28 protein-coding genes are annotated in these 26,769 nt (G+C 59.1%); 7 read left to right on the top strand and 21 right to left on the bottom strand.

Annotated features, from left to right (window positions below; all coding sequences use genetic code 11):
* Positions 1-4: 4 nt before the first annotated feature.
* The 8 genes from ACR52_RS02625 to ACR52_RS02590 form a co-directional block, all read right to left on the bottom strand.
* Positions 5-739 carry an amino acid ABC transporter ATP-binding protein gene (locus ACR52_RS02625; protein WP_003208734.1) on the bottom strand — a complete coding sequence of 245 codons (735 nt, stop codon included), beginning with the start codon at positions 737-739 and terminating at the stop codon, positions 5-7.
* A complete protein-coding gene (locus ACR52_RS02620) occupies positions 736-1,407 on the bottom strand; it encodes an amino acid ABC transporter permease (protein WP_048720182.1) in 672 nt (223 codons plus the stop codon). Before ACR52_RS02620 ends, ACR52_RS02625 begins: the two co-directional genes overlap by 4 nt.
* Entirely contained in the window at positions 1,407-2,153 is a 747-nt protein-coding gene (locus tag ACR52_RS02615) for an amino acid ABC transporter permease (RefSeq protein ID WP_048720180.1), read from the bottom strand. The genes ACR52_RS02620 and ACR52_RS02615 overlap by 1 nt, the downstream gene beginning before the upstream one ends.
* A gap of 193 nt (positions 2,154-2,346) precedes the next feature.
* Positions 2,347-3,273, bottom strand: a complete 927-nt coding sequence (locus ACR52_RS02610) for a glutamate/aspartate ABC transporter substrate-binding protein (RefSeq protein WP_048720178.1) — start codon at positions 3,271-3,273, stop codon at positions 2,347-2,349.
* A gap of 314 nt (positions 3,274-3,587) precedes the next feature.
* Positions 3,588-5,126 carry a glycerol-3-phosphate dehydrogenase gene (gene glpD, locus ACR52_RS02605; RefSeq protein WP_048720176.1) on the bottom strand — a complete coding sequence of 513 codons (1,539 nt, stop codon included), beginning with the start codon at positions 5,124-5,126 and terminating at the stop codon, positions 3,588-3,590.
* A 266-nt stretch (positions 5,127-5,392) separates the two neighbouring features.
* Complete coding sequence (locus ACR52_RS02600) at positions 5,393-6,148, bottom strand: DeoR/GlpR family transcriptional regulator (protein WP_048720174.1); 756 nt, start codon at positions 6,146-6,148, stop codon at positions 5,393-5,395.
* A 95-nt stretch (positions 6,149-6,243) separates the two neighbouring features.
* On the bottom strand, positions 6,244-7,749 hold the full coding sequence (gene glpK, locus ACR52_RS02595; protein ID WP_048720172.1) for a glycerol kinase GlpK: 1,506 nt from the start codon (positions 7,747-7,749) through the stop codon (positions 6,244-6,246).
* Positions 7,750-7,827: 78 nt separating this feature from the next.
* Complete coding sequence (locus ACR52_RS02590; protein WP_048720171.1) at positions 7,828-8,682, bottom strand: MIP/aquaporin family protein; 855 nt, start codon at positions 8,680-8,682, stop codon at positions 7,828-7,830.
* Positions 8,683-9,007: 325 nt separating this feature from the next.
* Here ACR52_RS02590 and ybaK point away from each other — a divergent pair, with 325 nt between their 5' ends.
* Entirely contained in the window at positions 9,008-9,478 is a 471-nt protein-coding gene (gene ybaK / locus ACR52_RS02585) for a Cys-tRNA(Pro) deacylase (protein ID WP_048720169.1), read from the top strand.
* 48 nt (positions 9,479-9,526) lie between these two features.
* On the opposite strand, the gene ACR52_RS02580 is transcribed toward ybaK, so the two are convergent.
* Both ACR52_RS02580 and argF read right to left on the bottom strand, forming a co-directional pair.
* Positions 9,527-10,636: an ABC transporter ATP-binding protein gene (locus ACR52_RS02580; RefSeq protein WP_048720167.1), complete on the bottom strand. Its 1,110-nt coding sequence runs from the start codon at positions 10,634-10,636 to the stop codon at positions 9,527-9,529.
* Positions 10,633-11,553, bottom strand: coding sequence for an ornithine carbamoyltransferase (gene argF, locus ACR52_RS02575; RefSeq protein WP_048720165.1), 921 nt, complete (start codon positions 11,551-11,553; stop codon positions 10,633-10,635). The genes ACR52_RS02580 and argF overlap by 4 nt, the downstream gene beginning before the upstream one ends.
* A 433-nt stretch (positions 11,554-11,986) precedes the next feature.
* Between argF and ACR52_RS02570 the strand changes: the two genes are divergently transcribed.
* Complete coding sequence (locus ACR52_RS02570; RefSeq protein ID WP_048720163.1) at positions 11,987-14,095, top strand: molybdopterin oxidoreductase family protein; 2,109 nt, start codon at positions 11,987-11,989, stop codon at positions 14,093-14,095.
* Between the two features lie 86 nt (positions 14,096-14,181).
* The gene (gene grxD, locus ACR52_RS02565; protein ID WP_048720162.1) at positions 14,182-14,520 is read left to right on the top strand and encodes a Grx4 family monothiol glutaredoxin; all 339 of its coding nucleotides are present in this window, start codon (positions 14,182-14,184) and stop codon (positions 14,518-14,520) included.
* Positions 14,521-14,676: 156 nt separating this feature from the next.
* On the opposite strand, the gene bfr is transcribed toward grxD, so the two are convergent.
* Both bfr and ACR52_RS02555 read right to left on the bottom strand, forming a co-directional pair.
* The gene (gene bfr / locus ACR52_RS02560) at positions 14,677-15,147 is read right to left on the bottom strand and encodes a bacterioferritin (RefSeq protein ID WP_048720160.1); all 471 of its coding nucleotides are present in this window, start codon (positions 15,145-15,147) and stop codon (positions 14,677-14,679) included.
* A 201-nt stretch (positions 15,148-15,348) separates the two neighbouring features.
* Positions 15,349-15,567, bottom strand: coding sequence for a bacterioferritin-associated ferredoxin (locus ACR52_RS02555; RefSeq protein WP_010564137.1), 219 nt, complete (start codon positions 15,565-15,567; stop codon positions 15,349-15,351).
* Between the two features lie 243 nt (positions 15,568-15,810).
* Between ACR52_RS02555 and ACR52_RS02550 the strand changes: the two genes are divergently transcribed.
* Positions 15,811-16,413 (top strand): peroxiredoxin, encoded by a 603-nt coding sequence (locus ACR52_RS02550; RefSeq protein ID WP_003172097.1) that lies wholly within the window; start codon positions 15,811-15,813, stop codon positions 16,411-16,413.
* 251 nt (positions 16,414-16,664) lie between these two features.
* Here the strand turns inward: ACR52_RS02550 and rnt are convergent, their stop codons facing one another.
* Positions 16,665-17,336, bottom strand: coding sequence for a ribonuclease T (gene rnt / locus ACR52_RS02545; RefSeq protein WP_017844623.1), 672 nt, complete (start codon positions 17,334-17,336; stop codon positions 16,665-16,667).
* Positions 17,333-18,379 carry a dihydroorotase gene (pyrC, locus tag ACR52_RS02540; RefSeq protein WP_048720146.1) on the bottom strand — a complete coding sequence of 349 codons (1,047 nt, stop codon included), beginning with the start codon at positions 18,377-18,379 and terminating at the stop codon, positions 17,333-17,335. The genes rnt and pyrC overlap by 4 nt, the downstream gene beginning before the upstream one ends.
* A gap of 156 nt (positions 18,380-18,535) precedes the next feature.
* Here pyrC and ACR52_RS02535 point away from each other — a divergent pair, with 156 nt between their 5' ends.
* From ACR52_RS02535 to ACR52_RS02525, 3 genes are all read left to right on the top strand, one after another.
* Positions 18,536-19,444 carry a flagellar protein MotY gene (locus tag ACR52_RS02535; protein ID WP_048720143.1) on the top strand — a complete coding sequence of 303 codons (909 nt, stop codon included), beginning with the start codon at positions 18,536-18,538 and terminating at the stop codon, positions 19,442-19,444.
* Between the two features lie 129 nt (positions 19,445-19,573).
* Complete coding sequence (locus ACR52_RS02530; RefSeq protein WP_048720141.1) at positions 19,574-20,791, top strand: argininosuccinate synthase; 1,218 nt, start codon at positions 19,574-19,576, stop codon at positions 20,789-20,791.
* A 625-nt stretch (positions 20,792-21,416) separates the two neighbouring features.
* Entirely contained in the window at positions 21,417-22,049 is a 633-nt protein-coding gene (locus ACR52_RS02525; protein ID WP_048720139.1) for a response regulator transcription factor, read from the top strand.
* Between the two features lie 88 nt (positions 22,050-22,137).
* On the opposite strand, the gene ACR52_RS02520 is transcribed toward ACR52_RS02525, so the two are convergent.
* The 7 genes from ACR52_RS02520 to ACR52_RS02490 form a co-directional block, all read right to left on the bottom strand.
* Entirely contained in the window at positions 22,138-22,320 is a 183-nt protein-coding gene (locus tag ACR52_RS02520; protein ID WP_048720138.1) for a PA3496 family putative envelope integrity protein, read from the bottom strand.
* A gap of 107 nt (positions 22,321-22,427) precedes the next feature.
* On the bottom strand, positions 22,428-23,066 hold the full coding sequence (nth, locus tag ACR52_RS02515) for an endonuclease III (protein WP_048720136.1): 639 nt from the start codon (positions 23,064-23,066) through the stop codon (positions 22,428-22,430).
* A gap of 25 nt (positions 23,067-23,091) precedes the next feature.
* The gene (locus tag ACR52_RS02510; protein ID WP_048720135.1) at positions 23,092-23,586 is read right to left on the bottom strand and encodes an Rnf-Nqr domain containing protein; all 495 of its coding nucleotides are present in this window, start codon (positions 23,584-23,586) and stop codon (positions 23,092-23,094) included.
* A complete protein-coding gene (locus ACR52_RS02505) occupies positions 23,579-24,157 on the bottom strand; it encodes an RnfABCDGE type electron transport complex subunit G (protein WP_048720134.1) in 579 nt (192 codons plus the stop codon). The genes ACR52_RS02510 and ACR52_RS02505 overlap by 8 nt, the downstream gene beginning before the upstream one ends.
* On the bottom strand, positions 24,154-25,113 hold the full coding sequence (locus ACR52_RS02500) for an RnfABCDGE type electron transport complex subunit D (protein ID WP_408003330.1): 960 nt from the start codon (positions 25,111-25,113) through the stop codon (positions 24,154-24,156). The genes ACR52_RS02505 and ACR52_RS02500 overlap by 4 nt, the downstream gene beginning before the upstream one ends.
* Positions 25,100-26,065, bottom strand: a complete 966-nt coding sequence (gene rsxB / locus ACR52_RS02495; protein ID WP_048720131.1) for an electron transport complex subunit RsxB — start codon at positions 26,063-26,065, stop codon at positions 25,100-25,102. Before rsxB ends, ACR52_RS02500 begins: the two co-directional genes overlap by 14 nt.
* Positions 26,062-26,634, bottom strand: a complete 573-nt coding sequence (locus ACR52_RS02490) for an Rnf-Nqr domain containing protein (protein WP_048720130.1) — start codon at positions 26,632-26,634, stop codon at positions 26,062-26,064. Before ACR52_RS02490 ends, rsxB begins: the two co-directional genes overlap by 4 nt.
* Positions 26,635-26,769 lie beyond the last annotated feature (135 nt).

The raw sequence follows: 26,769 nt of genomic DNA, 5'->3' as shown, positions 1-26,769 counted from the left end.
GTGCTTAGTGCTGCAGGATCTTCTCAAGGAAGTGCTGCGCACGCTCGGAGCGGGCGCTGATGTCGCCGAAGAATTCTTCTTTCGGGCAGTCTTCGATGATCTTGCCGGCGTCCATGAAGATCACGCGGTCAGCCACTTTGCGGGCGAAGCCCATCTCGTGGGTCACGCACATCATGGTCATGCCTTCCTGGGCCAGTTGCACCATGACGTCGAGCACTTCGTTGACCATTTCCGGGTCCAGCGCGGAAGTCGGTTCGTCGAACAGCATGACGATCGGGTCCATGGCCAGGGCGCGGGCAATCGCCACACGTTGCTGCTGACCACCGGAAAGCTGGCCAGGGTGCTTGTGGGCATGCGCCGACAGGCCCACGCGCTCAAGCAGTTGCAGGCCCTTCTTGGTGGCTTCTTCCTTGCTGCGGCCCAACACCTTGATCTGCGCGATGGTCAGGTTTTCGGTGATGGTCAGGTGCGGGAACAGTTCGAAGTGCTGGAACACCATGCCCACGCGCGAACGCAGTTTCGGCAGGTTGGTCTTCGGGTCGGCGATGGAGGTGCCGTCGACGACTACGTCGCCTTTCTGGAACGGTTCCAGCGCGTTGACGCACTTGATCAAGGTGGATTTACCCGAGCCGGAAGGCCCGCACACCACGATCACTTCGCCTTTTTTAACCTCGGTGCTGCAATCGGTCAGCACCTGGAAGTCGCCATACCACTTGTTGATATTCTTGATAGAGATCATACGGCAAACCTTTTTTGCAGACGCTTGACCAGCAGCGAGGCGGAAAAGCTGATGATGAAGTAGACGACACCGGCGAAGATCAGGAACTCATTGGAGCGGCCGATGATGTCGCCGTTGGAGCGGGCGGAGTTGAGGAAGTCCACCAGGCCCACGGTGTAGACCAGCGAGGTGTCCTGGAACAGGATGATCGACTGTTGCAGCAGCAACGGGGTCATCTTGCGGAACGCCTGGGGCAGGATGACCAGGCGCATGGTCTGGCCGTAGGTCATGCCCATCGCTTGTGCGGCGGCCATCTGGCCCTTGGGGATCGACTGCACGCCGGCCCGCACGATTTCACAGAAGTACGCGGCTTCGAACATCATGAAGGCCACGACGCAGGAGGCGAACGCGCCGATCGGCGTGTCTTCGCCGGTGATCCAGCGCAGCACGAACGGCACCGCCAGGTAGAACCAGGTGATCACCAACAGCAGCGGGATCGAACGGAAGTAGTTCACATAGGCGCCGGCCACGCGGGACAGCAGCTTGTTGGACGACAGGCGCATCAGCGCCAGGACGGTACCCAGCGCGATACCGCCAACCACACCCATGACCATCAACTGCAAGGTCATGACCATGCCGTTCCACAGGCCCGGGATAGCGGGGATGATGCCGCTGAAATCAAGTTCCATTATTTACCCCCCACGGAGATCAGGCCGGGCACCGCGACTTTCTTCTCGACCACGCGCATCAGCAGCATGAGGCTCATGTTCAAGGTGAAGTAGATCAGCGTGGCCAGGGTGAAGGCTTCAAACAGGTTGGCCGAGAACTCGGCGGTCTGTTTGGTTTGCGCCAGCAGTTCCATCAGGCCGATCAAGGACGCCACGGAGGAGTTCTTGAAGACGTTGAGGAATTCCGAGGTAAGCGGCGGAATGATGATGCGGTAGGCCTGGGGCAGCAGCACGTTCCAGTAGATCTGCGGCAGCTTGAAGCCCATGGCGCGCGCGGCGGCTTCCTGGCCACGTGGCAGCGCCTGGATGCCGGTGCGCACTTGCTCGCACACACGGGCAGCGGTGAACAGGCCCAGGCACACGACGACGCTCAGGTAGGCCGAGGTGGTCGGGTTGAGGTCTTGTTTGTACCAGTCTTGCAGGTTCTGCGGCAGCAGGTCCGGTATCAGGAAGTACCAGACGAACAGCTGAACCAGCAGCGGCACGTTACGAAACAGTTCCACGTAGCAGGTCGCAATGCCTGATACGAGGCGGTTTGGCACGGTGCGCATGACCCCCAAAATGGAGCCAAGCAGCAAGGCGATAATCCATGCCACGACAGCGATGGCGATGGTCCAGCCCAAGCCGGCGATGTACCAGTCGAGATAAGTCTCGCTGCCCACGCCGGTGGACTTGAAGAACACGCCCCAGTCCCAGTTGTAATTCATTAGGGTCTCCCCTCGAGATCGATCGATGTACAAGCACCCGCTTGGGGAAAGTCCTTTCCCGCCTGACGATGAACGCCAGGCACACACGATCGGCTCGAAAACCGCCAGGTCGAGTGTTCCAAATATAGCCAGCAGGTAGTAACAGACGCCTGAGGGAGGGTTGGCTCCCTCAGGAGATAAGGTTAGTCAGGAATCAGATTTTTACGTCAGGCGCCGGCTTGTCAGTCGGGTTCTTGATCAGTTCCTTAACCTTGTCGCTCATTGGGAAGTTCAGGTTCAGGTTTTTTGGTGGGATCGGGCTTTCGAACCACTTGGCGTAGATCTTGTTGATTTCGCCGGATTTGTACAGGCCAGCGATGGCGTCATCTACCGCTTTCTTGAAGGCAGGGTCTTCTTTGCGAACCATGCACGCGTAGGCTTCGAAGGACTGTGGAGTACCGGTGATGACCCAGTCATCCGGCTTCTTGGCCTTGGCTTCTTCACCGGCCAGCAGGGCGTCGTCCATCATGAAGGCTACGGCACGGCCGCTTTCCAGCATCTGGAAGGACTCGCCGTGGTCTTTGGCGGAGATGACGTTCATGCCCATCTGCTTGTTAGCGTTCATCGCCTTGATGATGCGCTCGGACGTGGTGCCGGCGGTGGTTACGACGTTCTTGCCTTTTAGGTCGGCGAAGTCGGTGTAGCTAGGCTTGCCTTCTTTGTCTTTCTTGACCAGCAGGCGGGTGCCGATTTCGAAGATGTTGGTGGTGAAGGCGACTTGCTGAGCGCGTTCGGCGTTGTTGGTGGTGGAACCGCACTCGATGTCGACGGTGCCGTTCTGAACCAGCGGAATACGGGTCTGCGACGTGACCAGGTTGTACTTGGCCTGCAGATCGGGTTTGTTCAGGTCTTTTTTCAGGGCTTCAACGATGGTCAGCTGAATGTCGTGGGAGTAGCCCACAGGTTTGCCCGAACCATCCGCAATGTAGGAAAACGGAATGGAACTGTCGCGGTGCCCGAGGGTGATGGTGCCGGAGTCGTTGATTTTCTTCAGTGTGCCGGTGAGTTCGGCGGCGAAAACTGGAGTGCTGATCAGAGCAGCAGCGATAGCTGCGCCCAAAATATGGGGAACGATGCGCATCAATACTTCCTCGACATTTGTTTTTTTTATGAAGCCGGCTAAACGGCTCTCTTGTACAGCGAATGCCCGTGACGGCTCCTGAGGCGTCTCAGGCAATCGTCAAGGAGTGTAGAGCATGAGTCGTGCCAGACATGGAATAAAAGGTTAACTATTTGATTTATATGTGGATTAACTTTGTGTGACGGCAAATTTGTAACCGTAAGGTCCGGCAAACCGAATGGAGCGGGGCATGGTGTTCGGAAAACCGAATGAGCGCGCAGGTATAAAAAAGCCCCTGGGCCTTACGGCGCAGGGGCTTTTGTACGATCGGTCTGTCAGGCCGCTTCGATCTTGCTGCGATTCTGCTCAACCTTGGACAGGTAACGCTGCACGTTGTCCTGTTCTTGCGGTGTGGTGAACAGGCCAAGCTTGGTGCGGCGCCACAGGACGTCCTGGGGTTGGGTCGCCCATTCTTCGGCGCACAGGTAGTCGACTTCGCGGGTGTACAGGCCACCCCCCAGGTGGTCACCCAGATCGGCGAGCGATTGCACGCCTTCCAGCAGGCGCCAGGTGCGGCTGCCGTAGGTGGTGGACCAGCGGCGCGCGATTTCGCTCGGCACCCAGTCGAACTTGCTGCGGATGGCTTCGGCCAGGGCTTCTGGCGTGGTCATGTCTTCGCCGCCGGGCAGGCTGGCCGTGGCGGTCCAGCTTGGGCGCATCTGTGTGAAGTACGGTGCCAACTGCGCCATCGCTGACTCGGCGAGTTTGCGATAGGTGGTCAGCTTGCCGCCGAATACCGACAGGATCGGCGCCTCGCCGGTGCCGCCCGACAGCGACAACGTGTAGTCACGGGTGATGGCCGACGGGTTATCCGACTCGTCGTTGCACAGTGGGCGCACGCCGGAGTAGGTGTGGACGATGTCATCGCGGCTCAGTTGCTTCTTGAAGTGAGCATTGACCACCTTGAGCATGTAGTCGGTTTCGCCTTCGGTGATCGCCACTTTCGCCGGGTCGCCGGTGTATTCACGGTCGGTGGTGCCGATGATGGTCAGGTGGTTCAGGTACGGAATGGTGAAAACGATGCGCTGGTCTTCGTTCTGCAGGATGTGCGCGTGGGCGCCTTCGTACAGTTTTGGCACGATCAAGTGGCTGCCCTGGATCAGGCGGATGCCGTAGGGCGAATCCAGCTTCAAGTCATCCCTGATGAACTTGGCGACCCATGGGCCGGCGGCATTCACCAACGCTTTGGCGCGAATCGAAAACAGGCTGCCGTCGGCGCGTTCCATGTTCATTTCCCACATGCCGTTGCTGCGGTGTGCGTTGACGCAACGGGTTTGGGTATGGATGTGTGCGCCTTTTTCGCGGGCGGCCATGGCGTTGAGTACGACGAGGCGGGCGTCATCGACCCAGCAATCGGAATATTCGAAGCCTTTGGTGATTTCGCTTTTCAGCGGGCTGTCGGGGCCGAACTTGAGGCTTTTCGAGCCGGCGAGCTTCTCGCGTTTACCCAGGTGGTCATACAGGAACAGACCCGCGCGGATCATCCACGCCGGGCGCAGGTGTGGACGGTGCGGCAGCACGAAGCGCATTTGCTTGACGATGTGCGGGGCCTTGGCCAGCAGCACTTCACGTTCGGCCAGGGCTTCACGCACCAGGCGGAATTCGTAATGTTCGAGGTAGCGCAGGCCGCCGTGGATCAGCTTGCTGCTGGCGGAGGAGGTGTGGCTGGCCAGGTCGTCCTTTTCGCAAAGGAATACCGACAAACCGCGACCGGCTGCGTCTGCTGCAATGCCGACGCCATTGATCCCGCCACCGATAACGGCAACGTCATAGACTTCGGCAAGCGGTGGAGCAGGCAAGGTGGAAGGGTTCATCGGCTGGCCTCGCGATTTTTTTCGTCTTGGAATTCGAACATTAATGTTCATTTGCGAAAATGGTAGCTGATAAATGCGCGCACAGCCACCCGACTTCGATTAAAAAAACTCATCGAGGGGACGAAAAAGGAAAAATTGTGAACATTAAATGACTGATAGTTCCCACGCTTTGCGGGAGAATTCAGCCCGTGACGCTCTGTGTCGCAGCAGGCGCGGAGCGTCCAGTTATGCATTCCCACGCGGAGCGTGGGAGCGAGAAGGCAGGGTTACACGACCTCGAGGCGAACCTTGTGATGATTCAACAGCTGCACCAGCGCTGGCACCGGCTGCTGGTCGGTCACCAGGCAGTCCACCAGGCTGATCGGCCCCAAGCGAATCATGGCATTGCGCCCGAATTTGCTGGAGTCCGCTGCCAGAATCACCTTGCGCGCATTGGCGATGATCGCCTGGGAGACGCGCACTTCCTGGTAATCGAAGTCGAGCAGGCTGCCGTCTTCGTCGATGCCGCTGATGCCCACTAACGCGAAGTCGACCTTGAACTGGTTGATGAAGTCGACACTGGCCTGACCCACCACACCGCCGTCACGGCGCACGTTGCCGCCGGTCAGGAGCACGTCAAAGTCATCCTTGGCGCTGAGCATGGTGGCGACGTTGAGGTTGTTGGTGATGATTTTCAGGTGGTTGTGGTTGAGCAATGCGCGGGCGATGGATTCGGTGGTGGTGCCGATATTGATGAACAGCGAGGCGTGATCGGGGATTTGCGCGGCGATGGCTTCGCCGATGCGCTGTTTCTCGTCGCGCATCTGGTCGGCACGCATGGCGTACGCGGTGTTCTCGACACTGGAGTCATAGGCCGCGCCGCCGTGATAGCGGCGCAACAGGTTGGCGTCCGCCAGCTGGTTGATATCGCGGCGGATGGTTTGCGGGGTGACAACGAAAAGCTGCGCCATTTCCTCGATACTGACATAGCCGCGTTCGCGGACCAGTTCGAGGATTTGTTGCTGGCGGGGAGGCAGATTCATGGGGCGTCCTTTGGGCTGCCATACAAAAGTGGCCCATGATGACGCAGGAATCCGCTCCCTGCCAGTTACAACCCTATATGGGTTCTGCGCCTGGCTTATTCAGCGCCTTCGTGCGGTTCCCAGTCGCGGGTGCGGCTGACCGCTTTTTGCCAGCCCGCGTAAAGTTTCTCTTTGGTGACTTCGTCCAGTTGCGGTTCGAATTCGCGTTCGATCACGGCCTTGCCGCGCAACTCATCCAGGCTGCCCCAGAAGCCACAGGCCAGGCCTGCCAGGTACGCCGCGCCCAGTGCGGTGGTTTCGCGCATTTGTGGGCGCTCGACCTGCGTACCGAGAATGTCGGCCTGGAATTGCATGAGGAAGTTGTTCGCCACCGCGCCACCGTCTACCCGCAGGGATTTGAGGCGTTCGCCGGAGTCCTGCTGCATGGCGTCCAGAACGTCGCGAGTCTGGTAGGCAATCGACTCCAGGGCTGCACGAATAATGTGATCCACGCGTACGCCACGGGTCAGGCCGAACAGTGCACCACGGGCATACGGGTCCCAGTACGGAGCGCCCAGGCCGGTGAATGCCGGGACCAGGTACACGCCGTTGCTGTCCTTGACCTTGCCGGCAAAGTATTCGGTGTCGTGGGCGTCGTTGATGATTTTCAGCTCGTCACGCAGCCACTGTACGGTGGAGCCGCCGTTGAACACCGCGCCTTCGAGGGCATAAGCCACTTCGCCGCGCGGGCCGCAGGCGATGGTGGTGAGCATGCCGTGTTTGGATTTCACTGCTTTGTCACCGGTGTTCATCAGCAGGAAGCAGCCGGTGCCATAGGTATTCTTGGCCTGGCCTGGTTCTACGCACATCTGGCCGAACAGCGCCGCCTGTTGGTCTCCGGCGATACCGCCGATGGCGATGCCGCTCTTGGTGCGGCCGTAGATTTCCGAGGAGGACTTCACTTCCGGGAGCATTTCGCGCGGGATGTCTAGAATCTCCAGCATCTTCGCATCCCACTCCAGAGTGTGGATGTTGAAGAGCATGGTGCGCGAGGCGTTGGTGTAGTCGGTGACGTGGGTCTTGCCGCCGGTAAATTTCCAGATCAGCCAGCTGTCGATGGTGCCGAACAGCAACTCGCCGTTGCGTGCACGCTCGCGGCTGCCTTCGACGTTGTCGAGGATCCACTTGAGCTTGGTGCCGGAGAAGTACGGGTCGGTGACCAGGCCAGTGGTGTCGCTGATGTACTGCTCGTGGCCATCGCGCTTGAGCTGTTGACAGATCTCGGTGCTGCGACGGCACTGCCAGACGATGGCGTTATAGATCGGGCGGCCGGTGACTTTGTCCCACACTACGGTGGTTTCACGCTGGTTGGTGATGCCGATGGCAGCTACCTGGTCGTGGTGCAGGCCGGCCTGGGCCAGGGCCTCGACCATCACCGCGCTCTGGGTGGCGAAGATTTCCATGGGGTCGTGTTCGACCCAGCCGGCCTGTGGGTAATGCTGGACGAATTCACGCTGGGCGGTGCAGACCACGTTGGCGTCACGGTCAAAGATGATCGCGCGGGAACTGGTGGTGCCCTGATCAAGGGCAATGATGTAGTTCTTATTCTGAATGTCGGTCATGTCGATTGCCTTGGAAGGAAATGATGAAGTCAGTAGTCAGCCTGGGCCGCAAAGGGCAGGGGGGCCAGGCTGGCGCGTTCAGGAGATACGGGTTTCGCCGTTGACGGCGCTTTCTTTGGCATCAGGTGTAGCAGGTGCTGCGCTTGGCAGGTGACGGGCAATCAGCCCGCGATAAGCCGCTGCACCCAGGCAAGCGCCGACAATCGGCGCGAAAATAGGAATCAGGAAGTAAGGAATATCGCGTCCGCCGGTAAACGCCATTTCACCCCAACCTGCGAAAAAGGTCATCAGCTTGGGCCCGAAGTCCCGCGCCGGGTTCATCGCAAAGCCGGTCAGCGGGCCCATGGCGCTGCCGATGACGGCGATCAGCAGGCCGATCAGCAGCGGGGCCAACGGGCCGCGTGGCAGGCCGTTGTTATCGTCGGTCAGGGCCATGATCACGCCCATCAGGATCGCGGTAATGACCATTTCCACCAGGAACGCCTGAGCCGTGCTCAGCAGCGCATGGGGATAGGTAGAGAACACCGAGGCCAATTCCAGGCTGGCCTGCGTGCCGCGAACCATATGGTGAGTTTGTTCGTAATCGAAAAACAGGTTGCTGTAGAGCGTATACACCAACGCCGCCGAGCAGAAGGCACCGGCGACCTGGGCGAGGATATAGAAGGGCAGTTTGCGCTTATCGAAGTCGGCAAAAATACACAGGGCAATACTGACCGCCGGGTTGAGGTGTGCCCCCGAAATACCGGCGCTGAGGTAGATCGCCATGCTGACGCCGATCCCCCAGATGATACTGATTTCCCAAAGGCCAAAGCTGGCACCCGCGACCTTGAGCGCAGCGACACATCCAGTACCGAAGAAGATCAGTAGCGCAGTCCCCAGGAATTCGGCCATGCATTGGCTCGAAAGTGAAGGCTGTTGAAGAGCAGTTGTCATGGAAAACCTCAATTGTTGTTCTTGTCTGGCGTTTGGCCTCAACGGGCCATGCGCGATTTTCACCGTGAAGGGGATCCCCATCTCCAACTCGGCTTACTGCTCGAATCCTGTGGTCTATTCCTACAGTATTCGGAAACGAAAAAATATAGACAAGAATGGCGGCTGTCAAAGGTCGAAAGTGAACTGTTGGTCACATTCGAACTATTGGTCTGGTGAATGATCACGCTGGTTACGCGGAGCCTGTGTCTCAGGAGCGGGCGCACTAGAGCGTTTTGCGCGGTCTTGGCCTAGAATTGGCCATCTGTTTGCCGCACCCGGAGAGTTCATGACACCCGCATTGGATCTGTTGAAAAAAGTTCGTGCCGAACATCGCATCCACAGTTATGAACATGACCCCAAGGCGGCTTCGTATGGGCTGGAGGCCGCAGAGAAATTGGGCCTCGACCCTGCTCAGGTGTTCAAGACCTTGTTGGCCAGCAGTGAGAAGGGCGAATTATTGGTCGCGGTGGTGCCGGTCGTCGGAAGTCTGGATTTAAAGGCTCTGGCTCACGCGGCGGGGGTGAAAAAAGTCGAAATGGCCGACCCGGCGGCTGCGCAACGTTCCACCGGTTACCTGTTGGGCGGTATCAGCCCGCTGGGGCAGAAAAAGCGACTGCGCACCTTTATCGATGTGACGGCGCAGCCGTTCGCGACGATATTTGTCAGTGCGGGGAGAAGGGGCTTGGAAGTGGAGTTGCCGGCGGCGGTGCTTGCCGAACATACCCAGGCCAAATTCGCACCGATTGGTCGGATGTAATCTCAAGTCGCTGGAGACCAATGTGGAAGGGGCGGTTTCTTCCGATACTCAGCTGGCGGGGCTGTAGCGCCGCACACCTGATTCGGTGTGAGGAATCTGCGCCGCAGTGCTGCCTGAGGCCTGGAACAACACCAGGTGTTCGGCGGCGACACGAATGCCGACGTCGGCACCGACCTGATGATCGGCATGGCTGGGGAAGATCGATTCCAGTTGCGCGCCGGTTGGCAGTTGCAAGCGGTATAAGGTCGAAGCGCCGAGGAACGTCTTGCCGACGATTCGCGCTTTCAGTGTACTGTCAGGCGCGTAGACGATGTCGTCCGGGCGCAGCAGCACATCCACGGCACCGCCTGTAGGCCAGGTGTAAGCCCGGTTACCCCGCAGGTCGCCCAGTTCGGTGCTGACGGACTCCGGCGAACTCAATTGGCCACGAATGAAATAGCCCTGGCCGATAAAGCTGGCGACGTAGGGTGTCAGCGGTTCGTGATAGAGGTTGTAGGGCGTATCCCACTGCTCCAGGCGCCCTTCCTTGAACACGCCGACATGGTCACTCACGGCAAACGCTTCTTCCTGGTCATGAGTCACCAGGATCGCGCTGGTGCCGCGCGCCTTGAGAATGTCGCGCACCTCGTGGCTGAGCTTGCGCCGCAGTTCGCCGTCAAGGTTGGAGAAGGGTTCGTCCAGCAGCAACAGTTGCGGCTCCGGCGCCAAAGCGCGGGCGAGGGCGACACGTTGTTGCTGGCCGCCGGAAAGCTCGTGGGGGAAACGCTTGCCCAGGTTCTTCAGGTTGACCAGCTCCAGCAGTTCGGCGACCACGCGGTCTTTGTGCGGGTGCTTGCGAATGCCGAAAGCAATGTTGTCGGCCACGCTGAGGTGCGGAAACAGCGCGTAGTCCTGGAACACCATGCCGATGCGACGTTTCTCTGGTGCGAGCGTGAAACCTGCACTGGAGATGACTTCGCCCGCCAGGCTGATCTCACCTTCATGCACTGGCTCAAACCCGGCAATCGCTCGCAGGGTGGTGGTTTTGCCGCACCCCGAGGAGCCGAGGAGGCAACCGATGTCACCCGCGTTGAGGTGCAGGTTGAGGTTCTGCACCACCCGTTGATCTTGATAGCCGCATGCCAGATTGCGCAGGTTCAGCAGGAGTGGCTGGCTCATGCGTGGTGGTACGCCGCTTCGACCAGAAACTCAAGCAGGGCCTTTTGCGCATGCAGGCGGTTTTCGGCCTGGTCCCAGGCGACCGAGCGTGGGTCGTCGAGCAGGTCCAGGCTGATTTCTTCGCCACGGTGGGCCGGTAGGCAATGCATGAACAGCACGTCCGGCGCGGCCTGGTCGAGCAGTGCGCGCGTGACCTGGAAGGGCGCGAAGAGCGCGAGGCGCTTGGCGGTTTCGTCTTCCTGGCCCATGGAGGTCCAGACGTCGGTGCTCACCAAGTGCGCGCCGATCACCGCGTCACGCGGGTCGCGCACTACGGTCACACGATCGCCGGCCTGTTCGAGGAAACGCGCGTCAGGCTCGTAGCCTTCCGGGCAGGCGATGCGCAACTGGAAGTCGAACTGGATCGCCGCTTCTATATAGCTGTTGCACATGTTGTTGCCGTCGCCGATCCAGGCCACGGTCTTGCCCTGGATCGAGCCACGGTGCTCAAGGAAGGTTTGCATGTCGGCCAGCAACTGGCAGGGGTGCAGGTCATCGGACAAACCGTTGATCACCGGTACGCGCGAGTTGGCGGAAAATTCAGTCAAGGTGCTGTGGGCGAAGGTACGGATCATCACCGCATCGAGCATGCGCGACATGACGATGGCGCAATCGCTGATTGGCTCGCCACGGCCCAGTTGGGTGTCGCGCGGCGACAGGAAGATTGCCTGGCCACCCAGTTGGATCATGCCGGCTTCAAACGACAGGCGAGTGCGGGTCGACGACTTCTCGAAAATCATCCCGAGCACGCGGTTTTTCAAAGGCTCGAACAGTACGCCGCGGTTACGCAGGTCTTTAAGCTCAATGCCTCGACGGATCACGCTGACCAGCTCTTCGGGCGTGCAATCCATCAGGGAGAGAAAGTGCCTTGCGCTCATCATTAACTACCTTTTGTAACAGACCGCAGATACTCAAAGCCTTGTTTATTGTGACAACGGGCGAGACCTGCGGCGAAAGCCGCACGGGGCGACGAAATAGGGGAAGGCGCGATCTTATAATTAAATGTCGCGCCTTACCAATAGGGCTACGGTGTTTAAGGGTGTTCAAGAAGGACGCGAGAGCGCTTTTGAAGACGATTTCCAGACAGCAGCCGGTCATTTGTACACTGGCGTTGCAACCTTTTGCAATGCGCCAGGGCGTGCCCAGGCTGGGCTGTGTCGGTTTCAGGGGGCTCTTGGGGGCTTCTGAAACATTTGTTCACGCTTGGTCATGGCGTGGCCTGATGCCCTTCAATTCACGGGACGAACGTTGCTGGCGCCCTTGCAGGTCGAGGCCCATAGTTGGGCCAACGCCCTAATAAAGAGACTGGCCATGACCAAGACTCTCCACCACCGTGCCTGCCATCTGTGTGAAGCCATCTGCGGACTGACCCTGGAAACCACCCAGGCTGAGGACGGCAGCCTGGCGATTACTTCGATCAAGGGCGACGCCCAAGACAGTTTCAGTCGTGGGCATATCTGCCCCAAGGCCGTGGCGCTGCAGGATATCCAGAACGATCCGGACCGTCTGCGCCAGCCTATGTTACGGGTGGGCAGCGAATGGCAGCCGATCCCGTGGGACGACGCGTTTGCGCTGGTGGCCGAGCGACTCGCGTGTATTCAGGCGCGGCATGGGCAGAACGCGGTGGCGGTGTATCAGGGCAATCCCAGCGTGCATAACTATGGATTGATGACCCACAGCAACTACTTCCTGGGCCAGCTCAAGACGCGCAACCGGTTCTCCGCGACCTCTGTGGACCAGTTGCCCCATCATCTCACCAGCCACCTGATGTACGGCCATGGCCTGTTGCTGCCGATCCCGGACATTGACCACACCGACTTCATGCTGATCCTGGGCGGCAACCCGCTGGCGTCCAACGGCAGCATCATGACCGTGCCCGATGTGGAGAAGCGCCTGAAAGCCATCCAGGCCCGGGGCGGCAAAGTGGTGGTGGTCGACCCGCGGCGCAGCGAGACGGCGGCGATTGCCGATCAGCACCTGTTTGTGCGACCTGGCGGTGATGCGGCGCTGTTGTTCGGGGTGCTCAACACGCTGTTTACCGAGAAGTTGACCCGCGACAGTCACCTCCCGGTTGAAGGCCTGGAGGAGGTGCGCCGTGCAATTGCCGGGTTCACCGCCGAGGCCATGAGCCGCCAATGTGCTGTGCCTGCCGAGCAGATCCGCCAGTTGGCGCGGGACTTTGCCGCTGCGGACAAGGCGGTGTGCTACGGCCGTATGGGCGTGTCGACCCAGGCATTCGGCACGTTGTGCCATTGGCTGGTGCAGTTGATCAACCTGGTCAGCGGGAATCTGGACCGGGTCGGCGGCGCCTTGTGCACGACGCCAGCGGTGGACCTGGTGGCGTCGACTGGCGGCGGGCATTTCAATCGCTGGCAGAGCCGTGTGTCAGGGCGCCCTGAGTATGGTGGCGAGTTGCCTGTGTCGGCCCTGGCGGAAGAAATGCTGACCGAAGGCGAGGGTCAGATTCGCGCCCTCGTCACGGTCGCCGGCAACCCGGTGCTGTCGACACCCAATGGCCGTCAGTTGGAACAGGCTCTGGACGGGCTGGAGTTCATGGTCAGCGTCGACCTCTATATCAACGAGACCACGCGTTACGCCGACCTGATCCTGCCGTCCACGTCGGCGCTGGAAAACGATCATTACGACACTACCTTCAATATGTTCGCGGTGCGCAATGTCACCCGCTTCAATCGCGCGATCCTGCCCAAGCCTGAGGGCGCGCTGCATGACTGGGAGATTTTTGTCGGCCTGGCCAAGGCCTTTGCAGCGCAGACAGGTGTCGCGCTGAAGCCGACGATGCCGCCGGCGCAGATGATCGACTTCGGGCTGCGTGCAGGGGCGTACGGTGATGCGTCCAGTCACAAACTGTCGGTGGCGATGCTGGCGGATCATCCCCATGGCGTGGATCTGGGGCCGCTCAAGCCCAATCTCGCCGCGCGGCTGAAAACCGCCGATGGCCAGGTGCAGGCGGCGCCCGCGGTGATTCTGGCGGACTTGGCGCGTTTTTCGGCGCAGCCTGTACCTGTTGCGAACGAACTGCTGCTGATCGGCCGTCGTCATGTACGCAGCAATAATTCATGGATGCATAACTATCATCGGCTAGTGAAAGGCAAGCCTCGGCATCAATTGCACATGCATCCCGACGACCTGGCCAGCCGCCATTTGAGCGATGGGCAGCGGGTGAGGGTCAGTTCGCGTATCGGCATGATCGAGGTGGAAGTGGTCGCCAGCCTGGACATGATGCCCGGTGTGGTCAGCCTGCCGCACGGTTGGGGCCATGGCCGCCCGGGGGTGCAGATGACCATCGCCAGTAATCAGCCGGGGGCGAGCGCCAATGACTTGACCGACGAGCGGCAGTTGGATGAGTTATCCGGCAACGCCGCGCTGAACGGCGTGCCGGTACAGGTAGCGGCCGCATAGGGCGCCCGCGCACCGCGCCGGGATTTTGCGTTACAATGCGCCACCGTGCCGACCTGTGAGTCGCAAAGTTCCAGCAGAGGTGTTCCATGGATATCATTGAAACGATCAAAGAGCAGATTGCCAGCAACACCATTCTGCTTTACATGAAGGGCGCGCCAAACGCTCCTCAGTGCGGTTTCTCCGCGAAGGCCTCCCAGGCCATCATGCAGTGCGGCGAGAAGTTCGCCTACGTGGATATCCTGCAGAACCCGGAAATCCGTGCCAACCTGCCGAAGTACGCCAACTGGCCTACTTTCCCACAATTGTGGGTAGCCGGTGAGTTGGTCGGCGGCAGTGACATCATCACTGAAATGGCCGCTGATGGTTCGTTGCAAACGCTGGTCAAAGACGCAGCGGCAAAAGCAGCAGCCAAGACCGAAGCCTGATCCCGTAGGAGCCGGCTTGCCGGCGATTGGCCCTTGAGCCTGGCGCCGCACTTGCGGACGCCATCGTCGGCAGGCAGGCTCCTACAATATGCCGGTCAATAAAAAGCCCCGCTTCTCGTTGAGAGAGCGGGGCTTTTTGTGGCTGCGAACTAAGGGTTATTCACCCATCTGCGATTGCAGGTAGTTCTCCAGGCTGACCTTGTCGATCAGGCCCAGTTGGGTTTCCAGCCAGTCGATGTGTTCTTCCTGGTCTTCCAGGATATCTTCCAGCAGTTCGCGGCTGCCGAAGTCCTTGGCCACTTCGCAGTGTGCGATGGCGGCCTTGAGGTCGCTATGGCTCTTGCGCTCAAAACCCAGGTCGCTGCTGATCATTTCCTGGGTGTGCTCGCCGATGCTCAGCTTGCCCAGGTCCTGCACGTTCGGCAGGCCTTCCAGGAACAGGATGCGCTTGATCAGCGCGTCAGCGTCCTTCATGGCCTTGATGGATTCTTTGTATTCACGCTTGCCCAGCTTTTCCAGGCCCCAATCGTCATACATGCGTGCATGCAGGAAGTACTGATTGATCGCGACCAGTTCATTGGCAAGGATTTTGTTGAGTTGCTGGATGACTGAGATGTCGCCTTTCATGACTGGGGTCCTGCCCTGTAATAGCTGTGTATAGGGCGGAGTTTGAGCGGCGATAACGCGAGTGTCAAACCTAAGTTATTGAATAATAAATGAAAATTAATCGGAATAAGAATGTTTGTGTTCCGCGTCTTGGCGCTAACTATTTGAATTACAGGCATAAAAAAACCGGACACTAAGTCCGGTTCTTTAAAACACGCCTATTTAAGCGTGTGTAAATTCTGCTGAATAGGGGAGCGCGGCCTGGGCTGTTTGCAGCTGCGTCAGGGTTTCCCGTACCACTTGCTTGGCGAGGCAAGCACATTTACCACATTGGCTGGCAACGCCGGTGGTTTCACGCACTTCCTTGTAGCTGCAGCAACCTTCGTAGATTGCTTCGCGGATTTGTCCGTCGGTGACGCCAGTACAGAGGCACACATACATAAGGGAGAACCATCACGGTTTAAGGCTTAAGTGCGGTGGATCTTAATGTTAACGAGAATGATTGTCAAAGTAGAATCGTAGGTCTTTGCACCTGCGCCGCCCGCGCACTGACGAACGGTTTTTTCAGTGTATGATGGTCGGTCTTCACGAAGCGTGACCGCGTCACAGACCTGTCGCTTATACGCGGCAGAATCAGGGCCGGTCCTTTACTTCAATCGTCACCCTTACATCAGGAGTTATCCAATGAGCGTACTCGTCGGCAAACAAGCCCCGGATTTCGACGTCCCAGCCGTCCTCGGCAATGGCGAAATCGTTGACAGCTTCAAGCTGTCTGAAGCCATCAAAGGCAAATACGGCCTGGTGTTCTTCTACCCGCTGGACTTCACCTTCGTCTGCCCTTCGGAGCTGATCGCTCTGGATCACCGCATGGACGATTTCAAGGCGCGCAACGTTGAAGTAGTCGCTGTTTCCATCGACTCCCACTTCACCCACAACGCCTGGCGTAACACGGCCATCAATGATGGCGGCATCGGCAAAGTCAAATACACCATGGCTGCCGACATGAAGCACGACATCGCCAAGGCCTACGACGTTGAATCCGAAGGCGGCGTGGCTTTCCGTGGCGCGTTCCTGATCGACGACAAAGGCGTTGTCCGTTCGCAGATCATCAACGACCTGCCGCTGGGCCGTAACATGGAAGAGCTGATCCGCCTGGTCGACGCCCTGCAATTCCACGAAGAGCACGGCGAAGTCTGCCCTGCCAACTGGAAAAAAGGCGACAAAGGCATGAACGCTTCGCCAGAAGGCGTCGCGGCTTACCTGACCGAGAACGCCGGCAAGCTGTAAGCCGGTTTCGCGGTACAAAAAAACCGGCCTGAAAAGGCCGGTTTTTTTATGCGCGGGATACGACTGTGGCGAGCGGGCTTGCCCCGCGTTGGGCTGCGAAGCGGCCCCAGAACCTGACACCGCGGTCTGCCAGGTAAATCGCGGAGGTCTTATTGGGGCCGCTTCGCAGCCCAACGCGGGGCAAGCCCGCTCGCCACAACAAGCCCGCCCCCCGCAACGAGTTTGCTTGCAACAAAAGTTCGCGCTAGATATCAGTCGTTGAAATCTTCCCAGCCACCCATCTGTTTCCAGCGGTTGACGATGCCGCAGAACAGTTCTGCGGTCTTCTCGGTGTCGTAGCGGGCCGAGTGAGCTTCGCGTCCGTCAAAGTCGATACCGGCGGCCTGGCAGGCTTTGGCCAATACGGTCTGACCGTAGGCCAAGCCGGCGAGGGTCGCCGTGTCAAAGCTGGAGAACGGGTGAAACGGGTTGCGCTTCATGTCCAGTCGCGCGACGGCTGCGTTGAGGAAGCCCAAATCAAAACTGCTGTTATGCCCGACCAGGATCGCGCGTTTGCAGCCATTGGCCTTCAGTGCCTTGCGCACGCCGCGGAAGATGTCGGTCAGCGCCGCTTCTTCACTCACTGCCATGCGCAATGGGTGATCGAGCTTGATCCCGGTAAATTCCAGGGCCGCCGCCTCGATATTGGCGCCTTCGAACGGCTCAACACGGAAGAAGTGCGTGTGTTCCGCGAACACAAAACCCTGTTCGTCCATGCCGATGGTGGTGGCGGCGATTTCCAGCAGGGCGTCGGTGGCGCAGTTGAAACCACCCGTTTCTACGTCGATGACAACCGGCAGATAGCCGCGAAAACGCTCGGCCATCGGGTGACGAGAGCCGCCACCACTGTGCTCGTGTTCGTCGTCGTAATGGTCTTCACTCACTTGCTTTCCTCCAGCAGGCGCCAGCGCAGTGTTTCACCGGCGCGCAGCGGGATAACAGTCAGCTCGCCAAATGGCAGGCTGGTAGGGGCGGTCCAATCTTCACGGACCAGGGTAATGCGGTCGGTATTCGCCGGCAGGCCATAGAAACACGGGCCATTGAGGCTGGCGAAGCCTTCGAGCTTGTCCAGGGCGTTGCGCTGTTCGAACGCTTCGGCGTACAGCTCGATCGCCGCATACGCGGTGTAGCAACCGGCACAGCCGCACGCGGCTTCTTTTGCGTGTTGGGCATGGGGTGCGGAGTCGGTGCCGAGGAAGAACTTCGGGTTGCCGCTGGTCGCGGCGTCCAGCAAGGCCACCTGGTGGGTGTTGCGCTTGAGGATCGGCAGGCAATAGAAGTGCGGCCGAATCCCGCCCACCAGCATGTGGTTGCGGTTATAGAGCAGGTGATGCGCAGTGATGGTCGCGCCAACATTGGCCGAGGCCTCGGTGACGAACTGCACGGCATCGGCGGTGGTGATGTGTTCGAACACCACCTTGAGGGTCGGGAACAGCTCGACCACCCGGCGCATATGCTCGTCGATGAAGACCTTCTCGCGATCGAATACATCCACGTCGCCACGGGTAACTTCACCGTGGATCAGCAGCGGCATGCCGACTTCCGCCATGGCTTCGATGGCCGGCAGGATCTTGTCGATGCTGGTCACGCCGGAGTCGGAGTTGGTGGTCGCGCCTGCCGGGTACAACTTGGCGGCGTGAACATAACCGCTGGCCTTGGCCTCGCGAATTTCTTCGGGCTGGGTGCGGTCGGTCAGGTAGAGCACCATCAACGGTTCGAAGCGGCTGCCGGCCGGTCGCGCAGCGAGGATGCGCTGGCGATAGGCGTCGGCTTCCGCGGCATTACGCACCGGAGGTACCAGGTTAGGCATGATGATGGCACGGCCAAACGTGCGCGCTACATCGGCCACGGTTTGGGGCAACGCAGCACCATCGCGAAGATGAATATGCCAGTCGTCGGGACGCAGCAGGGTCAGGCGGTCGGACATTGGGGATTCCAGGCGGGTCAATCTGGTGGGAATGCTACCGGAAAAGACACTTGCAGGCACTCGCTATCAAGTTTTGCAGGATGCGACCGATATCCCTGGGTATGCCTTAACGATGTATGACGCTTTGAAGTGTTGTAGAAACCAGTGGAGCCTCCCGTGCGCCAGCATTATCTAGCCCTGCTCAGTGTGTTCGCCAGCCTGCCTGCGATGGCCCTCACGTTCCAGACACGTCTGGAGAATATTGAGTGGAAAGTGGAGGGCGACAAATTCGAGTGCCGCTTGACCCAGCCTATCACCGATTTCGGCTCGGGTGAGTTCGTGCGCCGCGCTGGCGAGCAGGCCACGTTCCGTCTGAAAGCCTATAACGGCTCGCTGGGCGCGGGCTCCGCCACCTTGTTGGCAGCCGCTGCGCCCTGGCAACCGGGCCGGGGCGATATCAACCTCGGTTCCGTGCGCGCGGGCAGTGGCGACGTACTGTTCAACAGTTCACAGGCCCAGGCCGGGCGCCTGTTCACTGGGTTGCTCGAAGGGCGCAGCCCCACCGTGAGGCATTACGGGCGCGAAGGCGGCTACTCGGAAATTCGCCTGTTGCCGATGAAGTTCAACAAAGCCTACAACGACTATCAACTGTGCACTGCCAAGCTGTTGCCGATGAACTACGATCAGGTCAAGCAGGCGGAAGTCGGTTTCCCCGGTGGCGGCATCGAACTGGATGCGGCCGCCAAGCAGAAACTGGCGGTGATAGTGGCGTTCATGAAGGCCGACCCGACGGTCAACCATATCGAGTTGAACGGGCACTCCGACAACAGCGGTAACCGCCTGACCAACCGCGATGTTTCGCGCCGTCGTGCCTTGGCCGTGCTGGACTACTTCAAGGCCAATGGCATCCAGGAGTCGCAGATCACCATGCGGTTCCACGGTGAAAGTTACCCCTTGGCGCCCAACTCCAATGCTGCCAACCGGGCTCGCAACCGCCGCGTGAACATTCAGCTTGAGCGCGTCGCCGCTCCCGAAAAACCGGCACCCCAGGCCACGGGCCCAAGTAACCCGGCAGCCACCTCATAAGGTGCGACCATCGGTCGCCCACTCGACATAATCTGTCGCTTTATCTTCATTTGCTGTCGCGCCCCTGTAATTTCACGGTTTTGGTCGGTAGAATCGACGCCTTTCCGTAAAACCCCGTGGAGTGATGGCATGGCCGACGTAAACAAGGTCGTTCTCGCGTATTCCGGCGGCCTGGACACTTCGGTGATCCTCAAGTGGCTGCAGGATACTTATAACTGTGAAGTGGTGACCTTCACCGCTGACCTGGGTCAGGGCGAAGAGGTCGAACCTGCACGTGCCAAGGCGCAAGCCATGGGCGTGAAAGAGATCTACATTGACGACCTGCGCGAAGAGTTCGTCCGCGATTTCGTTTTCCCGATGTTTCGCGCCAACACCGTCTACGAAGGCGAGTACCTGCTGGGTACCTCCATCGCACGTCCGCTGATCGCCAAGCGCCTGATCGAAATCGCCAACGAAACCGGCGCTGACGCCATTTCCCATGGCGCCACCGGCAAGGGTAACGACCAGGTGCGTTTCGAGCTGGGCGCCTACGCGCTGAAACCTGGCGTGAAAGTGATTGCTCCTTGGCGTGAGTGGGACCTGCTGTCCCGTGAAAAGCTGATGGATTACGCTGAAAAGCACGCGATCCCGATCGAGCGTCACGGCAAGAAGAAGTCCCCGTACTCGATGGACGCCAACTTGCTGCACATCTCCTATGAAGGCGGCGTGCTGGAAGACACCTGGACCGAGCACGAAGAAGACATGTGGAAATGGACCGTCTCCCCGGAGAACGCTCCTGACAAGGCCCAGTACCTGGAACTGACCTACCGCAACGGCGACATCGTCGCGCTGGACGGCGTCGAAATGACCCCGGCCACCGTGCTGGCGACCCTGAACCGTATCGGCGGCGAACACGGTATTGGCCGTCTCGACATCGTCGAGAACCGTTACGTGGGCATGAAGTCCCGTGGCTGCTACGAGACCCCGGGCGGCACCATCATGCTGCGCGCTCACCGCGCCATCGAGTCCATCACCCTGGACCGCGAAGTGGCTCACCTCAAAGATGAGCTGATGCCCAAGTACGCCAGCCTGATCTACACCGGCTACTGGTGGAGCCCTGAGCGTCTGATGCTGCAACAGATGATCGACGCCTCCCAGGCCCACGTGAACGGCGTTGTGCGCCTGAAACTGTACAAGGGCAACGTGATCGTCACCGGTCGCAAGTCGGATGAGTCGCTGTTCGATGCCAACATTGCTACCTTCGAAGAAGACGGCGGCGCCTACAACCAGGCGGACGCAGCTGGCTTCATCAAGTTGAATGCACTGCGCATGCGCATTGCGGCCAACAAGGGTCGCAAGTTGTTCTGAGTGCACCAGGTGATTTGAAGAGTGGCCCCTTGTTGAAGGGGCCATTTTTTTTGCCTGTATAAAGGAAAGGCAAACCTCATGTTTATTAATGTTTAACGCCTGTAGATATTCTGTCGCTTAGAAATCATTGCAATTTGATTACGGACAATTGCTTTCTGTTTGCGCAGTTGAGTGAATTATTTACACCTCAACAGGAACTATGTCTTACAGATAATTCACTCACAGAAGTGCGGCGTGAATGCAGTGCGCTGAAATATCTGTAGGAAAATTGTGGTGTAAATAAATATGTTGAATGGAACTGAAACAGCTGGCTTATTTTCACCTGCTCACGCGTTCGGAACGGACAAGCAAGGGGCATTTCCTGAAACTCGTGTGCGTCACGTTTACCCTGTCCCCCTTATCTGTTGGGGATTTCACTCAAAATATGTGTGGTCCCGGAAAGGTCTGAAAGCCTGCATAAAACGCGATACCTCTAAGCTGGCGTTTTTTTGTAGGCTAATTCCTATCTCATTGTGGGGTGCGTCTCTGCTTGCTGTTGCTTGGGGGGTAAAGCTATGCCAACTAGGAAACGACTAGGCTATTGTGCTTGCTCTGAATAATTCGAACAGCGAAATTGGACTTTCTCATGAATAAAGTGCTGATCGTGGATGATCATCCCGTCATTCGTCTTGCTGTGCGTATGCTAATGGAGCGTCATGGTTATGAGGTCGTTGCCGAGACCGATAACGGTGTCGATGCGTTGCAACTTGCGCGGGAGCATATGCCGGACATTGTCATACTGGATATTGGAATTCCCAAACTTGATGGTCTGGAAGTTATTTGCAGGCTGTCCTCCACCAAGCAAGCCGTACCGTTCAAGGTGCTGGTTCTTACGTCACAGGCCCCGGGCCATTTCTCCATGCGTTGCATGCAGGCGGGGGCGGCCGGCTACGTGTGCAAGCAACAGGACCTGACCGAGTTGCTGAGTGCCATAAAGGCGGTACTCTCCGGCTACAGCTACTTCCCGAACCAGGCGTTGAACTCGGTGCGCTCCACCATGGGCAACGCCAGCGAGGCCGACATGGTCGAGCGCCTTTCGGGGCGAGAGATGATGGTGCTGCAACAACTGGCTCGGGGCAAAACCAACAAGGAGATCGCCGACGGCATGTTCCTCAGCAACAAGACCGTCAGCACCTACAAAACACGCTTGCTGCTCAAGCTAAATGCCCGTTCCCTGGTGGACTTGATCGAGTTGGCCCAACGCAACGGTTTGGTATAGAGGAGGGCGTCGCCCTAACGATTGATAGCCAGGCATATCGGCAGAAAAAAGCCTCCGTCAGGGAGGCTTCTGGCCGTTATCGGCTCTATCAGAGGTCGAAGTCGTAGTCGGCCAGCTGTTTTTGCAAGCGTCGCTCTTCCAGAAGATTGTCGATAGTGCGGCGTTTGCTTAGATTGGTCTTGGCTACCTCTGTAACAGGTGCTTCCGGCGCATCGTCCTCTGACTCAACGAGCTCGTCTTCCACTTCCAGTTGTTCTTTGCCAGTGCTCATAAGGTTCACTCCGGGCTAAGACTGCCGTTGGCGCTCCTTATAACGATAATCCATGGGCGGGTAAAAAAGATTTTTTCAATCGACTCATCGAAAAAAGTGTTGATCACTCAATCGTCGGAAGTTTTTTCCTTGTATTCGCACAGGTCTTCGATGCGACAGCTGCCGCAGCGTGGCTTGCGGGCCTGGCAAACGTAGCGTCCGTGAAGGATCAGCCAGTGGTGGGAATCAAGCAGATACGGCTTGGGAACAAACTTCATCAACTGCTTTTCCACTTCCACCACGTTTTTGCCACGGGCAATGCCGGTTCGGTTGCTGACACGGAAAATATGCGTGTCCACAGCCATCGTCAGTTGCCGAAACGCCGTATTGAGCACCACGTTAGCGGTCTTACGGCCTACACCCGGCAGAGCCTCCAGGGCTTCGCGGGTTTGCGGCACTTCACTGCCATGCAGTTCCACCAGCAGGCGGCAGGTCTCAATGACATTTTTGGCCTTGCTGTTGTACAAGCCGATGGTCTTGATGTATTCGGACAGACCTTCAACACCCAGCGCATGGATCGCCTCCGGCGTGTTAGCCACCGGATAAAGCTTGGCCGTGGCCTTGTTGACGCCAACGTCCGTGGATTGGGCTGAGAGAATCACCGCAATCAGCAACTCGAAGGGCGAGGAGTAGGCCAGTTCGGTCTTGGGTTCCGGATTGTCTTCGTGAAGCCTGCGGAAAATTTCCAGGCGTTTTGCGGCGTTCATGGGGCAGGGGTTTCCTTGCTGGCGGTCAGCGTGATGTTGAAAAGTGGGTCCAGGCCTGGAACCCTGCGAGCAATAGTCCGAGGAGGATAAACCCGGCAGGTATCAATATGGTGGCGCCGCTGGCGCGCAGCAACCCCAGGGTGATCAGCAATGCGCCAAACAGGCCGAACAACTGCAGTCGAGCCTTGTGTTGACCCGCATCGAAAAAACCGCACTGCTCTAATACGACACATTGAACGCTGATCAGTGTGAGATAGATGCCCAAATGCTGATACATCGGCAGTGCAAACGCCTGTAACAGTAACTGCACGGCACTGACCAACGTAGCCGCCAGCATCAGGCTCGCAATCAGCTGCAGGGACGTGCTCAGGCGCGCTCGCAAACCTCCCATGGCCAAGCCGAACAGCGTCACGATCAACACCGACAGCCCGAAGAAACTCAACGCCTTGGGCAGTGTGTCACTCACGCCGATCAACGGCGCCAGCATCATCGTGTTGGCCAGGCCAAAAGCTCTAGTCATGCGCGTGTTGCTCCAGCAGTAAAGACCGGTGCTCGTCGAAGTAACGCAACGCATCGTGAACGGCGTTGATCACCGCGCGAGATGTCAGGGTTGCTCCGGCCATCTGGTCGAAGTCCTGCGTGTCGCTGCGTGAGTGCCGCTGAAAAGCGGCCAGCCAGGCATTACCCGGCTCGCTGATATGGCCGCCGAGGCTCGGCGTTTCTGACTGCTCCAAGGTTTTGATCCCCACGAGCTTGCCGTTACGGTCGATGGCGATCAGCAACTCGATCGGTCCACCGTAGCCGCTGGCTTGCACGCGCAGCAACACGGCGCTGGGTTGCCCCGAAAGGGTCGCCAGGTAGCCGCCGTGCAGTTGGCTGTTTGTCAGTGGCTGCGGATCAATAGCCAGCGGCTGGTCTAATGGCTGGTTGTCATAGCGGTCGGCGGGCAACAGGTCAAGCAGGGCTTGGCGCTCTAGCGCCTGGGATTGTTGGGCTGCGCTATCGGCAGTCAGGTGCTGAAGGGCCAGGATCAGAGTGATTCCTCCGGCGGCGATGAACAGCGTCAGCAGCAGGCCTTTGGTGGGTTTCATGCATTCACCGCCGGCTGTTTCGTTGCCGCCAGACGCTCCAGCGCAGGCACCGCCAGGTTCATCAGCAGAACTGCAAAGGCTACACCATCCGGGTAACCGCCCCACATGCGAATCAGATAAGTCAGCACGCCCACGCCCGCACCAAATAACAGGCGTGCCTTCGGGCTTCTCGGGCCGGACACCGGTTCGGTCACGATGAAAAATGCGCCGAGAAAGGTCGCGCCGCTCAGCAGATGAAACAGCGGCGAGCCATGGGAATCAGAGCCCGACCCATTCCAGCACAACAAGCTGATCACGAAGAGGCTGCCCAGCATGCCGACCGGTGCGTGCCAGCTGAATACCCGTTGCCGCAACAACACAATCCCGCCCGCCAGAAAGGCCAGGTTCACCCACTCGCTGCCGTTGCCGCCGAAAAAACCAAAGGCCGGGCTACGGGCGAACAACTCATCGATGGTCAGGCTCTTGTTGATTCGCAGGGCATCCAGTGCGGTCGCCTGTGCCCAGGCATCTGGCGTATCGCCCTGCAGGCCCAATACCTGATGCACGCCGGCCAACAGGTCCAGCCCATGGGGCGCGGGCCAGTGGGTCATCGGTTGTGGAAAGGCAACCAGCATCAAGGCATAGCCGACCATTGCCGGGTTGAACGGGTTGCGGTTGCTGCCATACAGATGCTTGCCCAACAGCAGCCCGCCAGCGACCGCAGCCACGCACAGCCACCAGGGGCAATAAGGGGGCAGTGCCAGGGCCAGCAGTGTAGCGGTGATCAGACTGCTCAGATCACTGAGGCGCCGTCCCCGCAGCCGATTGACACCCGTATCGACCAAGAGTGCGCAACCACCCGCCAGCAACAGATTGATCAGCACGCCCCAGCCGTATAACCAGAACATCGCCAAGACACCCGGCAGCGTCGCCAGCAACACGCGCTGCAGGACCTGTTGCGGGTCAAGCGTGGCCATGGGCATCGACCTGGCGCTGCGCTTCATCGAGCTTGCCTTGCGCCTCGGCTAATTGGTGCGGATCGGCGTTCTGATCCTGGGCTTTCTTCAGCTCGGCACGGCGCATTGCCAGCTGGATTTTGGCGCGCTTGAGATCGGCCGTATTGGCGGGCGGTGGCGCCGCCGCGGGAGCGCTGTTTACCTCCAGTGTGGCAAGTGTTTGCTCCGCTGCTTCGAACTGCTGTTGCAGCACGATCAATTGCGACTGCTGTTCAAACGTGGGCGGATGACCAAAAGCTTTCAACGATTTGTGCAACTGGGCGCGGCTCATCGCGACACCGATTTTGGCTTTCTTGACTGCCGCATCGTGGGCCGCCTGGGCTGTATCGACCTGCACCGGTTCCACCGGCGCGGCGCGCTTGGCCCGAGCCAGGCGTTCGGCAGTCCTGTGCGCTTCTTCCCGTTGCAGGCGCGCGTTGCGTTGTTCAAAGCGCCGCCGTGCGCGGTCGCGCTTGAGACCACGTTCATGGCGTTCGTTATCGTTGGCCGCCAAGCCGCCGACGATAGGCAACACCGTGGCCAGCGGACGCATCTCGATGCAATCGACTGGGCAGGGCGCAACGCACAGATCACACCCGGTGCACTCATCGATGATCACCGTGTGCATCAGCTTGGCGGAGCCGACAATCGCGTCCACCGGGCAGGCCTGGATGCATTTTGTACAACCGATGCACTCGGCCTCGCGGATATAGGCAATCTGCGCAGGCGCCTCGCCACGGGTGGTGTCCAGTGCCAGCACTGGAACATTCAGCAAATTCGCGAGCCCTGCGATGGTTTCCTGCCCACCCGGCGGGCACTTGTTGATCGCCTCGCCTTGGGCAATGCCCTCGGCGTAAGGCTTGCAGCCCGGGTGCCCGCACTTGCCGCATTGGGTTTGCGGCAGCAGCGCGTCGATACGTTGAATCAGGTTCATGCTTTGATCATTGCGTTGAAACCCAGAAAAGCCACCGCCATCAACCCGGCGCTGATCAGCTCTACCGGCAAGCCGCGAAAGGGCAGGGGGATATCGTTCTCGGCGATGCGCTGGCGCAGATCGCTGAACAGGCTCAATACCAGCCAGAAACCAAGCCCGGCTCCGAGGCTCAATGCGGTCATGTGCGCCAGGCCCTTATCGTCTTGGATGCCCAGCAGTACCACGCCCAAAATGCCCGCATTGCCGAGCAGCAGTGGCCACAGACCTTCCAGCGGCAGCGCGGGGCGCAGGCGATTGAGCAGGTTCAGCACGGGGCGAATCAGCAACGCAGTCAGCGGTAGAAACACGAACAGCCGCAGGGCGGTCAGCGCCAGTGGCTGCAGCACAAAATGATCCAGCAGATAGCCCAGCACGCCGCTCAATACCATCAACACCGTGGTGGCAATGCCCAGGGCATGCACCTGTGGGCGTGAAGCCTTGGCCAATACCGAGTCGACAGCCAGCGGCATCTGCAACACGAAGTTGCTGATCAGGGCGGCGCTGACAAGGGTGAGGAGCATATCGGTCATGGTCATGCCGGTTAGCGAACAGGGCGTGTTGTGGTGGTTGGGCTTGTAGTGGCGAGCGGGTTTGTCGTGGTGAGCGGGCTTGCCCGCGTTGGGGCGCGCAGCGGCCCTAAACCAGGCACCCGGTTTTAACTATAG

The sequence above is a fragment of the Pseudomonas fildesensis genome (assembly GCF_001050345.1).
In the GTDB taxonomy this organism is placed as follows: domain Bacteria; phylum Pseudomonadota; class Gammaproteobacteria; order Pseudomonadales; family Pseudomonadaceae; genus Aquipseudomonas; species Aquipseudomonas fildesensis.
The sequence above is the reverse complement of the archived record's forward strand: the minus strand, read 5'-3'. Positions and strand labels throughout refer to the sequence as shown.